The sequence below is a fragment of the Pseudomonas sp. PH1b genome (assembly GCF_000633395.1).
In the GTDB taxonomy this organism is placed as follows: Bacteria; Pseudomonadota; Gammaproteobacteria; order Pseudomonadales; family Pseudomonadaceae; genus Aquipseudomonas.
In genome coordinates this window covers 110,079-124,038 of sequence record NZ_AYMU01000018.1, presented here as the reverse complement: position 1 = coordinate 124,038, position 13,960 = coordinate 110,079, and the positions used below count along the sequence as shown (strand labels likewise).

12 protein-coding genes, 4 pseudogenes and 1 riboswitch are annotated in these 13,960 nt (G+C 57.6%); of the genes and pseudogenes, 5 read left to right on the top strand and 11 right to left on the bottom strand.

Features of this window, described 5'->3' with window-relative positions; genetic code table 11:
• Window positions 1-400: pseudogene (locus U873_RS0125045) on the top strand (methionine synthase); the annotation flags it as partial.
• A 154-nt stretch (window positions 401-554) separates the two neighbouring features.
• Window positions 555-1,064: a flavin reductase family protein gene (locus tag U873_RS0125040; protein ID WP_025130859.1), complete on the top strand. Its 510-nt coding sequence runs from the start codon at window positions 555-557 to the stop codon at window positions 1,062-1,064.
• A 107-nt stretch (window positions 1,065-1,171) separates the two neighbouring features.
• Here U873_RS0125040 and U873_RS0125035 read toward each other — a convergent pair whose 3' ends face one another.
• Both U873_RS0125035 and U873_RS0125030 read right to left on the bottom strand, forming a co-directional pair.
• Complete coding sequence (locus tag U873_RS0125035; protein WP_081818710.1) at window positions 1,172-1,903, bottom strand: CbtA family protein; 732 nt, start codon at window positions 1,901-1,903, stop codon at window positions 1,172-1,174.
• A gap of 18 nt (window positions 1,904-1,921) precedes the next feature.
• Window positions 1,922-2,134, bottom strand: a complete 213-nt coding sequence (locus U873_RS0125030; RefSeq protein WP_025130857.1) for a CbtB-domain containing protein — start codon at window positions 2,132-2,134, stop codon at window positions 1,922-1,924.
• A 44-nt stretch (window positions 2,135-2,178) separates the two neighbouring features.
• A riboswitch (adenosylcobalamin (AdoCbl) riboswitch) is annotated at window positions 2,179-2,257 on the bottom strand.
• A 213-nt stretch (window positions 2,258-2,470) separates the two neighbouring features.
• Here U873_RS0125030 and U873_RS34490 point away from each other — a divergent pair.
• Window positions 2,471-3,090: pseudogene (locus U873_RS34490) on the top strand (tyrosine-type recombinase/integrase).
• A gap of 306 nt (window positions 3,091-3,396) precedes the next feature.
• Here the strand turns inward: U873_RS34490 and U873_RS0125020 are convergent.
• The 6 genes and pseudogenes from U873_RS0125020 to U873_RS0125005 form a co-directional block, all read right to left on the bottom strand.
• Entirely contained in the window at window positions 3,397-4,332 is a 936-nt protein-coding gene (locus U873_RS0125020) for a hypothetical protein (protein ID WP_256244926.1), read from the bottom strand.
• A gap of 509 nt (window positions 4,333-4,841) precedes the next feature.
• Window positions 4,842-5,435 (bottom strand): hypothetical protein, encoded by a 594-nt coding sequence (locus U873_RS37285; RefSeq protein ID WP_256244923.1) that lies wholly within the window; start codon window positions 5,433-5,435, stop codon window positions 4,842-4,844.
• A gap of 57 nt (window positions 5,436-5,492) precedes the next feature.
• Window positions 5,493-5,960, bottom strand: a pseudogene (locus U873_RS37715) (TniQ family protein); the annotation flags it as partial.
• Window positions 5,912-6,805 carry a TniB family NTP-binding protein gene (locus U873_RS0125015; RefSeq protein ID WP_025130855.1) on the bottom strand — a complete coding sequence of 298 codons (894 nt, stop codon included), beginning with the start codon at window positions 6,803-6,805 and terminating at the stop codon, window positions 5,912-5,914. The pseudogene U873_RS37715 and the gene U873_RS0125015, both read right to left, overlap by 49 nt.
• Window positions 6,802-8,721: a Mu transposase C-terminal domain-containing protein gene (locus U873_RS0125010; protein ID WP_025130854.1), complete on the bottom strand. Its 1,920-nt coding sequence runs from the start codon at window positions 8,719-8,721 to the stop codon at window positions 6,802-6,804. Before U873_RS0125010 ends, U873_RS0125015 begins: the two co-directional genes overlap by 4 nt.
• Window positions 8,718-9,224 (bottom strand): TnsA endonuclease N-terminal domain-containing protein, encoded by a 507-nt coding sequence (locus U873_RS0125005; RefSeq protein ID WP_371261349.1) that lies wholly within the window; start codon window positions 9,222-9,224, stop codon window positions 8,718-8,720. The genes U873_RS0125010 and U873_RS0125005 overlap by 4 nt, the downstream gene beginning before the upstream one ends.
• Before the next feature lie 277 nt (window positions 9,225-9,501).
• Here U873_RS0125005 and U873_RS0125000 point away from each other — a divergent pair.
• Window positions 9,502-10,152 (top strand): annotated as a pseudogene (locus U873_RS0125000) (ATP-binding protein); the annotation flags it as partial.
• Between the two features lie 331 nt (window positions 10,153-10,483).
• On the opposite strand, the gene U873_RS0124990 reads toward U873_RS0125000, so the two are convergent.
• Window positions 10,484-11,062, bottom strand: coding sequence for a TetR/AcrR family transcriptional regulator (locus U873_RS0124990; protein ID WP_025130850.1), 579 nt, complete (start codon window positions 11,060-11,062; stop codon window positions 10,484-10,486).
• A 113-nt stretch (window positions 11,063-11,175) separates the two neighbouring features.
• Here U873_RS0124990 and U873_RS0124985 point away from each other — a divergent pair, with 113 nt between their 5' ends.
• The gene (locus tag U873_RS0124985; RefSeq protein WP_025130849.1) at window positions 11,176-12,102 is read left to right on the top strand and encodes an ABC transporter six-transmembrane domain-containing protein; all 927 of its coding nucleotides are present in this window, start codon (window positions 11,176-11,178) and stop codon (window positions 12,100-12,102) included.
• A 3-nt stretch (window positions 12,103-12,105) separates the two neighbouring features.
• Here U873_RS0124985 and U873_RS0124980 read toward each other — a convergent pair whose 3' ends face one another.
• Both U873_RS0124980 and U873_RS37710 read right to left on the bottom strand, forming a co-directional pair.
• A complete protein-coding gene (locus U873_RS0124980) occupies window positions 12,106-13,074 on the bottom strand; it encodes a Ca2+-dependent phosphoinositide-specific phospholipase C (RefSeq protein ID WP_025130848.1) in 969 nt (322 codons plus the stop codon).
• Window positions 13,075-13,196: 122 nt separating this feature from the next.
• Window positions 13,197-13,919: a methyl-accepting chemotaxis protein gene (locus tag U873_RS37710; RefSeq protein WP_371261351.1), complete on the bottom strand. Its 723-nt coding sequence runs from the start codon at window positions 13,917-13,919 to the stop codon at window positions 13,197-13,199.
• Window positions 13,920-13,960 lie beyond the last annotated feature (41 nt).

The following is a 13,960-nucleotide window of genomic DNA, read 5'->3' as shown; positions in this document are numbered from 1 at the left end:
AGGAAACCCGGGGCGATTCAAGGCGAATACCGACTGGAAGAAAACCCTGGGTTCGGAATGGCGACAGTATGAAGAGGCCTTTCCCAAGCTGCAAAAGTCCAGCATCGATATCGTTTCTCTGGAGTGTCACAACTCCCACGTACCCATGGATCTGATCGAGCTGATTCGGGGTAAGAAGGTAATGGTCGGCGCCATTGACGTGGCAAACCATGCAATTGAAACGCCCGAGGAAGTAGCCGATACCTTGCGAAAAGCACTTCAGTTCGTCGATGCCGACAAGCTCTACCCGTGCACCAACTGTGGTATGGCGCCCCTGCCTCGTCGAGTCGCCAGCGGCAAACTGAACGCGTTGAGTGCTGGGGCGGAGATCGTCCGCAGAGAGCTTATGAACGGACGCTGAGCAGCGTTCCGAAGTGGCGTACGCAGCGTGTGTGAGCGTACGGCTCTCTGTTGATCGATGAGGCACTTTCAAAATTGGAGAAGGCTGAAGCAGCAATCGGGCGGCTTCAAGCCTTCCTTCACGTGTCAGCTGCATTGTCTATTTAGGATCTGTCATGTCACTTCCTGGTAATGCCATCGAGCCCTTGAGCTTTCGCGAGGCGCTGGGGCACTACGCATCTGGTATCACAGTCATTTCGTCACACGTTGATGGCGAGCCGATTGGCTTCACCTGTCAGTCGTTCTACAGCGTGTCGATGAGTCCGCCATTGGTGTCTTTCAGTGTTATGTCCAGTTCGGCCAGCTATCCAAAAATTCGCCAGGCAGGTCGATTTGCGGTCAATATCCTGTCGGGGGAGCAGGTCAATATCTCCAATCAGTTCGCCCGAAAAGGCACGGATAAATGGCATGGCATCGACTGGCAGGAGTCGCCATTGGGTAATCCGATCATTGCTGGCAGCCTGCACTGGCTGGATTGCGAGATTCACGCCGAGCACGCGGCAGGTGATCATTTGATCGTGATTGGTGAAGTGAAAGCTTTGAACCTGCAAGAAGCAGTTGCTACGCAACCTTTGCTTTACTTCAAAGGGCAATATCGCAATCTCGCCGCACATAGCGCAGTTTGAATATCTGCATCCCCTGTTCCAATCGACCCAGCTGGAACAGGGGATTTGACTCAGTGTCGGTAAAGGACTGGACGCGGGGCATTCCGTTACCGATGTGACGCCCTGGCTTAAACGCCCGGAGCACTACGAGATGGATAAAGCGTCTGCTCGGCCACTTTTCCGAAAATCAATCCCAGGCTCACCCATAGTACGACCTGAATGCCCAACGATGCCGTACGGAATTTCCAGAGCAATACGGCAGAGAAGTTCTCCGGCACTTCATTGATAGTCGGGAACAGATAAGCAGCAACCGATACGATCACTAGATACAGTGCAACCCCACTGATTGCGCCACTCCAGATGCCGTTTCGGGTAATCAGCCTGCGTCCGGCATTCACCGAAATTACGGCGGCAATGATCGACACCAGCATGATTAGAAAGAACAGTTGGGTTCGCAGTCCGATGGTGTCCGGATTTCCCACAGAAGGTGGATTCGGTGGATATTTCAGTCCTGGGATCAGGAATACCACCACGAAAGCAGCCAATGCCAGCAACGCTGCCAATCCACGAGGGCCAACTCGACCAATACGACCCAGAGCGTACGCAAAGACGAGGGAGAAAATGCCCCCAAGCGAAACGCTGTACACAACGACACCTGTCAGCAGACCTACGCTGCCCTGCACGTCGCGGCTCACCAGTTCTTCCTCTTCTTCAGCGTCACCGTGCATATGCGCCATGCTTTCCTCGAAGGCAATCGCCTTGTCCACCTGTGGTTCACCGAACACTTTGGCAAACCCAAATGCCAGTAGGCCCGCAATCAGACCGACGAGCATGCCCCTGACGAGTAAACGACCAGTCATGTGCAAGACCTCAAGTAATCAGTGGCAGGGAAAACCCAGGAGATGACGACCGTCGTGTACAAACTCATGAACGTACGCACCGGAAAAAATGGCAGTAGCGCCTTGCTCGGCACCGACAAAGTAGATGGCCAGCATCAACAGCAGCCCGCCGAAGATCGCCCAAGGCAGCACTTCACCGAGGGGAATGGTAGGAATGGAAATATCGGAATCGCTTGCAGCGGTGTAAGCCATGATGACCTCTTGGGATCTCGCGTCCCGTTGACGGTGGAACAGATCGAAGCAAGGTCTGACTTTCGGCATTGAGCCGACCACAGTGGCGCGACCGCGTCGGATTTTGACCGACTTCTTGCTTCGTAACATAAAGATACAACTGCGTTAGTGTAGTCCTTCTACGTTCCGCCTTACATGAATTCTCACGACGCTTTCAACCTCACGCTGATCTCGATCCTCGATGGAGCGCAAACGCGATAAAGGAAAAACTCCAAGATGCATTCAGTGAAAAAAGTGATGGCTAATGGCCGGTTAGCGACCCCTTCCTCTGGTCAGCCATCCTGGTCCTTCGACACGATGAACATCTTCGCTACCTGCAGCCGCCAGCCTTGGAACAAAGGAAAACTGGTCGGGCAGAAAGCTCCACTCAGACTGAGAGGTATCTGGGCCATCCGGGTAAGGCTTCAAATTGCAGAACGAACCCGTGATCTTGCGCTCTTCGATCTGGCCATCGACAGCAAGCTTCGGGCCTACGACTTAACCAAGCTTCGTGTGCGCGACGTCGCCCATGGCAAGCACATATCACCACGCGCCATGGTGATGCAGCAGAAAACGCTGCGGCCAGTGCAATTCGAGATCACCGAACAAACACGGTTTGCTATCGCGGCCTGAATACACCAGGCCCAACTCCGGAGCGAGGACTGCCTTTTCCGAGCCAGCTGCATACCTCAGACCATCTATCAACACGTCAATACGCACGTATCGTCAAAGACTGGGTGGAAGCAGTTGGCCTTGATCCAGCAATGTATGGCACTCACACAATGAGGCGTACGAAGGCATCGCTGATCTATCGCAGGACGAAGCATCTGCGAGCGGTTCAACTGCTGCTTGGCTATACGAAGCTGGAGAGCACCGTTCGATATCTGGGAATTGAAGCCGACGACGCCCTAGAGATGGCGGAACAGACCAAGGTTTGAATATGCATAGCGACGGTCGAGCCATGACCGTCGCTAACTGGCCAACAGCGGACGTTTGATACGGGCAGCGCAATTTCTGTCTTATTTATTTCGAATTTGTCGCACCTATTTCGAAAAAACTACACGTACATCATGAGCGCCGTGGTAGGTCATAGCTCGCATAGTGGAACACTCTGGCATAGGAAAGTAAGAAATACCTCTTCCAGTTTCGAAGACTTGAACTTCGGCAGAGTTCACTCTGCTCTGCACATTGCAGATCGGTGGGACGACATCACCTTGAGGCGGGCCTGCGCGGTGCGCGCACCTTCAGACCGATGATCCGTTAGGAAAGGGCGGCGCGGACGCGGGGCCGGGAACCCAGTAGGTCTTAGTGTTGAGCATCACCTCAAAACCCGCGACACCCTGCATAACGATCACCCTGTAGGCGAGTGTCTTCTTATTCACATTGTTGACGCCGTGTAACAGCATCAAGGCTGTCTTGATCCAGGTGCGTTCATAGTCTTCGCCTTCGCCACCGGTGGAGTACAGGGCGTACAGTTTGGCTTCCAGCTTATGGTTTTTCGCCCTTGCCACAGCGCGCTCGCTGAGCTCGGTGGTAAGGCTGAGGCCATGGGTACGATTCAGGTAGCTAATAAAACCCTGAGCCGTTGCCTGCTGGCCGGGTGTCTGGGTGAGATAGGTTGTCACCGTCTTCTGCGTGGGCAACGTATCAAACTGGTGGGATGCCGAAGCCAGCACGTTTTTCGCTGCGCGCAAGGAAAGCCGGACCGAGCCGAGGGAGGTGCTTCCATCGCCCTGTTTGAGCAGTAGATAGGCCCGGTACCCCTGCAGCGCATCCAAACCCAAGCCAGCGGGCGTCGTTTCGATCATCTCCTGAATTCTCCGCTTTTCGGAGTGTTCCTGGCGCAGGTGTTCATCGGCGACAACACCGTAGCGGACGTTGAGCCACAGCATAGGGGTCTGCATTCGGCGAAGGCCTTCAGCGCCGAAGTGCTCAAGCAGGAAAGCATAAGAAGGTAATCCAACGGAATGAGCATCCAGAAAGCTGAAAAACGACACGTAGTGTTTGAGTTTCAATGCAGCCTTGTGGGCCCCCATGTGGCCTTTAAGCCACTGACAGAACTCGTTAAAGCGTTGACGCGTGCTGACATTGTCGAACACCGCGACATGAATAAGCGCGCGCCGATCAAAGCTTTTTCCCCAAGCGCAGTTTTCACATTCGCTCTTGCGTCCCGCGGGCATCAACTGGGAGCAGCTGCCACACTGAATCTCGCCTTTCTCAGCGCACAACTTGCACCGCCTCCGGCCATCGTCGCACTGAACCAAGAAACGGTGATGCCGACAATTCGGGCATGTTGCCGCGCCTTCTCTTGCGCAACGAGGACAACAGCGAACATCGGGATCAATCGCAAGCACGCGGGTTAATTTCGTCGACAGGCGACCGCACTGCTCACATGCTTGAGGTTCAGAAAAGTGGTGCGCACAGCTGTTACATGCCGGGCCGTAAGGTGTGATCAACCCAACTGGTTTTCCGACCTTCTTGCACCGAACACAGGGGCTTTTCGATTCGCAGCGGGTGCACTTGGCGTCATCTTCAAATAGACGAGCGAAATTGCCACATCCTGAACACAATCGGCGCTTAAACATCCGGGCATAGCAGGTGTTGCAGAAACGCCGACCCTTGTAGGTCCGGTGGATCTTTGTGGGAATGCATTGGCATTCATCGCATTTCAGCGGCAATTCCGAGGGCGTCATCGTTGAAACTTCCTGAGCAATCGTTGCCACCTCATCAGCACGCTTTTGACAGAGCGGGGATTGTCGCTTGGAGACGGGCGGTTGTTGAGGCGTCGAGCGCTTTTCAGCACTGCCCCCAGCCCGGCGAGTGAGGCCGGTAATTCACCATCACGTGGTAGCAAGAGTGATGGCCGGATACGCTCACGTTCGGCCAGCGGAATCAATCGCTCGGGACCAACCTCCAGCATGCTCCACACGTTTGCCAGAAGGCTTGCACGCTCTGCAGGTGACAGGTATTCGAACGGCAGGCCTGTCGGCGGGGGTTCAAGATCTGTCAGGTTGACACCAAGCTCGCGAAAAAACATATGGGTGCAGGGGCTGGGGGCACGCGCTGCGGTGCGCAATATACCAATCATCCAGCGCGATAGAGCAAGCCATTCTGTCAGGAGCAGCAGGTGATCACCGTAGCGACGTGCAGGGCTGGAGAACAAACCATCAGTTGCCCGTTGAAAACTTAACGCATTGGGCTGTACAGCCTCTGTTGAAGCCCTGCGCAGCTCATACTCACATCGATGACACTGACCCAAGGTCTCTTGTGGCGGGGTGATCAACTGGGGACATAGGGGAGCATGGCAACACTCACAGTGATCAAGGAGGATCACCCGATGTACTGGGCACGAGGTGTGCCAGGCCAGTCGCCCCTGAATCAAGTAATGAGGGATTTGTTCCTTAAAGCACTCCGGGCAGTACTGAAGACCACCACATCGGCGTCTGTTACGACATCCCAAACAGAGAAACCAAGGCGCTATACCTCTTGGAAAACAGGGCGTTCCCGTCATCGTCTGGTACAGCGACTGTAGAGTAGCCGCCTGAAGCGCAGCTGGCGGTATGCCAGATAGCCGACTTAGGCGATTGGCTTGTTCAAGAGACAATTGCCTGTCCGGATCGCTGCACCAAAATCTTAGTCTTGGCCAGACCTCACCCGTGAGCGTCGTAGCATCGCACCCCTGCGCCAAAGCACAGCGCATCAACCAGGATGAGATGACCTCGCCCTGGAGAAGGGGTGGCACCAATGGCCACACGGCATTTACAGGACTCGCTCCCGCACCCCATCTGCACTGGTAGGACGCATCCATTGGTTTTTCTCAAGCAACCGACGGTCAATCACTTCCGAACCGTTGCGGATTGCCTCTCTTGCGCACTCACGTAGGAGGTATTCGATGTTGCCTGTGTTGCCGTTGGAGATCGCGTGAATGAGCGGGGTGAGCTCCGGCGAGTACAGCTTGGAAGCGAATTTGAGCGGGAGCACTGACTCAAAGCTTTTCAGGAAACGCTGAAAGTCGACATTGACCGACCAGTTGGGCAAGGAAACCACCTCAAAGCGACTTGAGTACTGCGAATCCAGTACCAGTAGCTGGAGTGCCGTTCGGGTGCCGACCAATACCAAAGGAATGTGGAGAATGTTCGAGAGCATCTTGAGCTCGTTCATGACATCCATACGTTTGGCTGCCGATCCGTTATTGATCGTGTGCACTTCGTCGAGGATGAGCATGCGCGTACGCGCATCGCGCAAAAGGTGGATGGCCTGATGTCGAAGCTTTTCCAAGGGCGCGACAGGATTATGCGGAGCCCAGAACTCTCTGAGGATGGCGTTATACAACTCGCGCTCATCGGGCTTGTGAACTTCAGCGCAGATTACCGGCCGCACGCTCACCGCGTCGTCGCTGATGTAGGGCTGACCTGATAGCTCCTTGAACCGAGTGACCACCGTGGTTTTGCCCGTGTTGGATTCCCCGACAAGCATGACGTTTGGCATGCGAGGACGCTCAGGGGTGCGCAACAACCCGTTGAGGATATCCATCAAATTATTAGCCGCCTGGTAATCAACCCAGCGCGGCTCATCCAGAAAAGCGAGCCGATCAAGATCGGACTTTTGCATCACGTCTCTGAACTGGGGTGTGATATGGGCGAAATCGGTCACCAGACTTCTCCGAAGGTGTCCACGTCATCAACCGACAACAGCCGCGGCGAATCCGATAACCCAATAGGTAGTAGCTTAGGCTCGGCGTGAGGCGTGGGCCGTGCCGGTGTAGTTTGCTTCGTGTTGTTCGTACGCTTTTGAGCACTTTTGCGGGCCTGCTTGGTGAGCTTGGCCGCTTCAGCCTCCTGCTGCTTGTTCTCATCCAACATCCGTTCGATGACGTCATGGTTGACCGCGTCGCGGCCAGCTTTACGCGCTTTTTTCTTCGCGAGGACATATTCACCGACTGTAACGCCGGCGTACCGGCCGCGGATGATCGGCACCTCGAAGTGTTCTTTCAAAGCCGGGTCGTAGAACCAGATCCTATTGATGTCCCGAGGGTCACGTCGAAAAAGGAATTTTCGGGCCTTGCCTGTTTTAGCGTCGGTTGCACCTATCCAGGGACGCAATGCTTCAGCAAAGTACATCGCATCCATTTCCACACCGTAAGGATGGATGGTGCGCATCGTTGAGGGCAGGAAATCGAGTTGGAAACCCCAAGGATCCGCGACTCTGGGCGGAAGCGGCACAATCGGGTCATGCTCTTTATCCCCGAAGAACGCCGTATTCCATTTCTGGATCGGCGCCATGTCGATCTCTTCATGGAACTTGTTGTTGTACTTGATGAGGTTTCTGACGAGCCGCTGCTCGTATTCAGCAAACGTGTAGATCGACTGTTTCTCTGAGTCGTATTGACGACGCTCGGCAGGATTGCTGAAGGTCGCGCCCCGGTCCTTTTTGTTGATGCCGGCGAACGTGCCCATCCAGCGTTCGATGTGACCGCCCCATTGCGGGTTTTTCTTTGGCCTGAAATCGCGACGGATATTGTGGTTCACACAGGACTGAATAAGGCTATTGGTTTTGAAGTCCGCACCGTTATCACTGTGCAAGGTTCCCATTTTGCCCCACACCGGCCATTCGGCATCCACCCCGTGAAGAGCCAACCACTTTTCTTTGGGCAGTATGGAATGGACCACACACATTGCCACCGAGACGGCAGATGGGGGATCCATGGACAGGTAGTAGCCGGTCACCATTCGCGAATACACGCAGATTGCCAGAGTTAGCCAAGGACGACCGATGGGACGCCGATGGACATCGTCGACAATGATCACGTCCGCCGGCGTATGGTCAATCTGGACGATCTGGAGTGGGTACTCTGTGTTGAGCCCCCCCGGACGCGGGTCATATTTATTGCCCGCAAACTCCTTATCGCCTCGTCTTCTCAAGCGTGTCCGGTCAGGAATGTTTTTGATGCGAGCTTGCACCGTGGACACGGTTGGGGGAGATAGCTTCAAGGCCTTGCAACGTTTTCGGACCTCATAAACCGTCGAGGCAACATCCGGGCGTTGCTCGGTCAGGTAAAAATCTTCGATCGTCTCGGCGATCACCTTTTCGACGCCTTCAGAGATCCTGGACCGGCCTTTACCCCATCCACGTTTGAGCGGGATGAGCGCAGTCACCTCGCCTTGTTCTTTGTAACGGCGCAGCCATCTATAAACGGTAACGGCATCCACATTGGCATCTTTCGCACGCTGCTCGACCGTACTACGTGACTGCCCCTCGATACCCAGAAGAGGAGCAATCACGGCGTAGCGTTTTTGGGCAATTGCCCATTCCTCGGCACCAATGTCTTCCAGGTCATAATCGGCATACGGCCCTTTAACCTTTTCACCCATAAAAGGCTTGAGCTCGCCGATTCGCAGCACCTTCGGCCGTCCGGTTTCGACATTGACCCCCATCACGGATTGGAAATCCAATACCTGAGTGATCCGAAAGACCTCTTTTTGGTAGCAGGCAATCTCACCCGGCGCGATATTGACGAACGAGCGATCAATCTTCCCGCTTCGCGGCTGTTCACTCACGAAATCATTCATTCGGCCACCATGACTTCTAGCGAATCGCTCAGAGGACCAGAAATATCGCAATCCAGCTGACGGGTTGCGATGAGATGAAGGATATGGGACTTGCCCAAGGCTTCAGCACCTTGAAAGTGCAGCGCCAAGAGATAGCTGATCGATGCAATGCCCTTGAATGCGACCGTACGAATGATGGCGTCCAGATCCTGGTTCGCGTAATCCGCGTTCTTGAATCGCTCCAGGTACTGGATGTTCTTCAGCGATTGGCCCCTGATCCGCGATTCATCGTAAATATGGAAACGCCACCCTCGCTCCTTGGCATATCGCAACGCTGCCTTCCATTTTGGTAACAGCTCGCGCCAGTTCTCACGCCAGTTCTCAGCGGGTTTGACTTCCACCAGCATGGGGCGCTGGTTGGTATGAGAATGGAAATGGACAAGATAATCAGGGGTATAGGTGTACGCCCGGCCGCTGCGAGCAACGAAATCCAGCTGCACCGGCTGCGAGATGACAGTCAGCACGTCCTTCCTGAAATCCATGCGACTGAGGAAGTCGCGCTCAAGCATTGACTCGAAGGCGACGCCCTGTCCGCGAAAAGCAAACACTCCAGAAAGGCTACGCGTCGTAGATTTTATGCGCCTCGCAACTGAGAACTGAGGCTGGTTGCAGCTATTGCTATCCATAATTTGGCCAGTTGCACCTATTGATAGGTTTAAGTTGCATAATATTCGGATAAATCATACGACAGAATGCGGGTTGCAGCGTAGCTGCGTTGCATCTATTCTCATATGTCACAGCGGCTCGAAACCCCAACCGGGAGAAATCACCCTGGCCCACCACGGCGTGCTGTTTCTCGACGAGTTGCCGGAGTTCGACCGCAAGGTCCTGGAGGTACTGCGCGAACCCATGGAGTCCGGGCAGATCGTCATTGCCCGGGCCCGCGACCGGGTGCAGTTCCCGGCGCGCTTCCAGTTGGTGGCCGCGATGAACCCCTGCCCCTGTGGATATCTGGGTGAGCCCAGCGGGCGCTGTCGCTGTACACCCGAGCAGATCCAGCGCTACCGCAACAAACTGTCTGGCCCGTTGCTCGATCGCATCGACCTGCACCTGACCGTAGCCCGTGAAGCCACGGCCCTGAGCCCCGAGCCACAGGCAGGCGAGAACAGCGCGAGTGCCGCCATCCACGTGGCCCAGGCCCGGGACCTGCAGCGGCACCGCCAGGGGCGTGCCAACGCCTTTCTCGACCTGCCCGGCTTGCGGCGGCACTGCCGTTTATCCACAGCCGACGAGCGCTGGCTCGAAGCCGCCTGCGAACGCCTGAACCTGTCGCTGCGTGCCGCCCACCGCCTGCTCAAGGTGGCGCGGACCCTGGCCGACCTGGAACAAGTGGCCGCCATCCATCGCGAACATTTGGCCGAAGCGCTGCAATATCGGCCCGGCACCGGTTGATGGCGCACTCCCTGAACGGCTCTGCCCGCAGAACTATCTGCGCGTCAGAGCCGCCCCAGGCCCATCAAAGGCGCACGATCATGATCCACTGGAGCCTTTGGCCTGCCGCCACTGCATGCACCCGCTCTATATCCAGGCACTGGCGGCGCTGCAAACCTCGACCAGCCAGCAGAAGATCTGCCCTGGGCCATTCCCTCATCGCGTTCAAAGCCCCCAGGCAGAAATACCCGCTCCTGCCAGCAGCCCCCTCGCCCCGTGCCTTGCTGGGCGAAGGGCATTCCTCGATAGAGTGCATCTCCACAGGTCGCGCAAGAGACAGGCATCCCCCGCATCAATCCTTGAACCCCAGCAACAGGCCCGCCACCTCCATGACCTCCTCCTGCGCCGCCTTGGCCGCCTCGGGCGAAGCCCGCAGCAACAGGTCGTCGGCATACCCCATGGTCTGGGCGAAGATCTGCCGGGCCGCACGCCCGGAATTGATACAGCGGAATACCCCCGCCTGCACGCCATCGTCGATGATCGCCGCCAGCAGCGCCTGCCACTGGCCGTTGATGCTCAAGTAGGCCTCGGCCAATTGCGGGTCATGCATGGCTTCGTCCCAGGCATCCAGCCACAACGCCCAGCCGGCGTCGCTGGAATCCGGCAGGCAATCACGGAGAAAACCCTGCAACGCCTGCAACGGCGCAGCATCGCGCAACGGCTCCTGCATCGCCTCCAGTTGCTCGTTGGCAAAGCGCACGAAGGCCTCGCGGCGCAGCTCCTTCCAGTCGCTGAAATAGTGATAGACGTGACTGCGGGACAGGCCCGCATGCTCGGCCAGATCACGGGTGGACACATCGGCGAAACCCTTGCTGCGAAACAGCTCCAGGGCTGCACCGAGGATCTGGTCTTTACGGTCGTTACGGGACATCGGCCATCGAACCTCTTGGCGCCAGGACAGACGGCGCTTGCATTTTGAGCGATCGCTCAAAGATAATTGAGCAGTCGCTCAATATTAACCGTTATCACACTTGCGGTGCAGTCATGTCTGTTGTCATTCCACCCGTTGCCGTGGATTCCACCCAAAAAATCGGCCAGCAGTCCGCCGGCCAGACCCTCAAGGCCATCGCCCGCGCCTACCCGGGAAAGCTGTTTTTCACCTTGTCCCTGGTCGCCCTGGAAAATGCCCTGCTGCTGGCGTACCCATTGTTCGCCGGATTCGCCGTGGACTCGATCCTGCGCGGGGACAGCGCCCATGCGCTGATCTACGCCATGGTGGTGCTGGGTTTCTGGGTGGTGGGCGCTGCGCGTCGGGCGGTGGATACCCGGACCTTCACACGCATTTATGCCGACCTTGCGGTGCCGGTGATTCTCAACCAGCGCCTGCAACAGCAAAACACTTCCACGGCGGCAGCCCGGGTGGTTCTGGCCCGGGAGTTCGTCGATTTCTTCGAAAAGCACGTGCCGACCATTACCACCGCCCTGGTATCGATTGTCGGTGCCGCAGTGATGCTGCTGGTGATCGAGCCCTGGATCGGTCTTGCCTGCCTGGGCGCGCTACTGCTGTGCGTCACCCTGCTGCCGCGCTTTGCCCGGCGCAACCAGCAGTTGCACGAGCGCCTGAACAACCGGCTGGAAAAGGAAGTCGGCATGGTTGCCAAGGTGGGCGCGGCGTCCCTGCAGCGTCACTACCGCCTGATATCGCGGCTGCGAGTCTGGCTTTCGGATCGGGAGGCCGTGGCCTATCTGTTTCTCGGCGCCGTGGCGGCCCTGCTGTTCGTCATCGCCATCAGCCAGCTGGCGCTGTCGCCCGAGGTCAAGGCCGGCCATGTGTACGCGGTAATGACCTACCTGTGGACCTTCGTCAGCAGCGTCGACGAGGCCCCGGGCATGGTCGACCAGTTGGCGCGCCTGCGGGACATCGGCAAGCGCGTGGACCCGGGGCTCGGAGAGCCGGCGGCCCCGCTGTGAACGTCAGAACGGCCGGATGCGGTAGCCGCCGGCGTTCTGCTCGGCAAACTTGTAGTAGGCCGACAGGTTGACCTTCTCGGTGATGTGCTGGGCGAACGACACACCGTCATCGCCCCAGACCCGACCGATATGGCTGTAGGCAAAAGCCTGCGCGGCCCACTTCTTGTCGCCCTTGGACATGTTGTTCATGGCCACGTAGCCGGAGGACTGGCTGGACATGCCACTGACCTTGCCACTGACGTCGTTCTGGCCATTGGTCACCGGTGAGATGAACACCTTGGCACTGGCAGTCCGGGCCTCGGCGTACTGCGAGAGTTTCTGGTTTTCCGAGTGGTTGAGCACCAGCAGCACCTTGCCCTGGAGCTGGCTGGCGGTGGGCCAGGACTTGCCCTTGAGGTTGCCTTGCAAGGCACCTGCGCCGCTGCCGATATGGCTCGCCAGGTCTTGCGGGGTGTACAGCTTGCCCTGGAAGATCCGGGCTACCAGCTCATCGAAATCCTTGGGGGTACGCCCCGAACTCTCCTTCGACCAACCCTGCTTCTTGTCCAGGATCACCGTGATGGGGAAGTGCCCCGGGTGATTGTCACTCCAGTTCTTGACGTCGTTCAGGCAGGCTTCCAGATCATTCTTGCCGGTGCCGTCGCCGGTGCAATTGTTGTCATTGCCGGACTGGAACAAGGAGCCGGGGTTGTGCCGCACGAACCAGTGGCGGGGCGAGCCGCCGGTGACGGCATCGCGCTGGTCCCAGAAATCCAGTTCCAGGGTGCGCACGCTGTCGAGCACACTGGTGAAGGTGTTGGCGTATTGCTTCTCGTAGCAGTTGTGGCACGCGACCTGGGCAATGCCGTTGAATGGAGTGCTCCAGGAGGCCGGGGCGATGAACCCAGGGCTTTCCTGGCTGAACGCCGTGTGGCTGAGCATCAGGGTCGATAGCGCGAGTACGCGAGGGGCAAAACGGGTGAGATGAGTCATGCCAGCTCCTGCCAAAAGGAATGTCCTTGAAGGGCAAATCACTGCTCATCTGTTTTAGTCGAACCCGGAGCCATTGCAACTTTCGCCCTCCGGCAAGGTGCCGGAGGGTGAGGCGGCGGCCATCAGCGGAAGCGGTCGACTTCCTGGCGCAGGTCCGCAGCCAGGGCTTCGAGCTCCCGGGCGGTGACCGCCAGGTTGGACACCACTTCACGCTGTTCGCTGTTGGCCTGGGCGATGCTCTGCAGGTTGCTGCTCAGCACCGTGGCGGTGCTGCTCTGCTCCTGGGTCGCGGTGGTGATGGCAGCGAACTGCTCGCCGGCGCTGCGGCTCTGTTCATCGATCAGGGCCAGGGCCGAGGCAACATCGGCATTGCGCGACAGGCCTTCCTGCATCAGGCGGTTGCCTTGCTCCATGGTCTGGATGGCATGCCCGGTTTCCTGCTGGATGCTGGTAATCATCTGGGAGATTTCATCCGTGGCTTCACGAGTGCGGGAGGCCAGATTGCGCACCTCATCGGCCACCACGGCAAAACCGCGGCCCTGTTCCCCGGCCCGGGCAGCCTCAATGGCAGCGTTCAGCGCCAGCAGGTTGGTCTGCTCGGCAATCGCGGTGATCACCCCGACGATCCCGCCGATCTCCTGGGAGCGCTGGCCCAGGGTATTGATCACCGTGGCGGTGCTGTCCAGGGCCCCGGCGATCTGCTCCAGGGACGACGAAGCCTGCGCCATGGACTCGCGCCCGATGTGAGTCTGCTGGGCATTCTCCTGGGCCAGGCGCTGCGTGCTGCCCATGTTGTCGGCGATGTTCAGCGAGGTGGCACTGAACTCCTCCACCGCCCCCGCCATGCTGGTGATCTCGCCGGACTGCTGCTCCATGCCTTCATAAG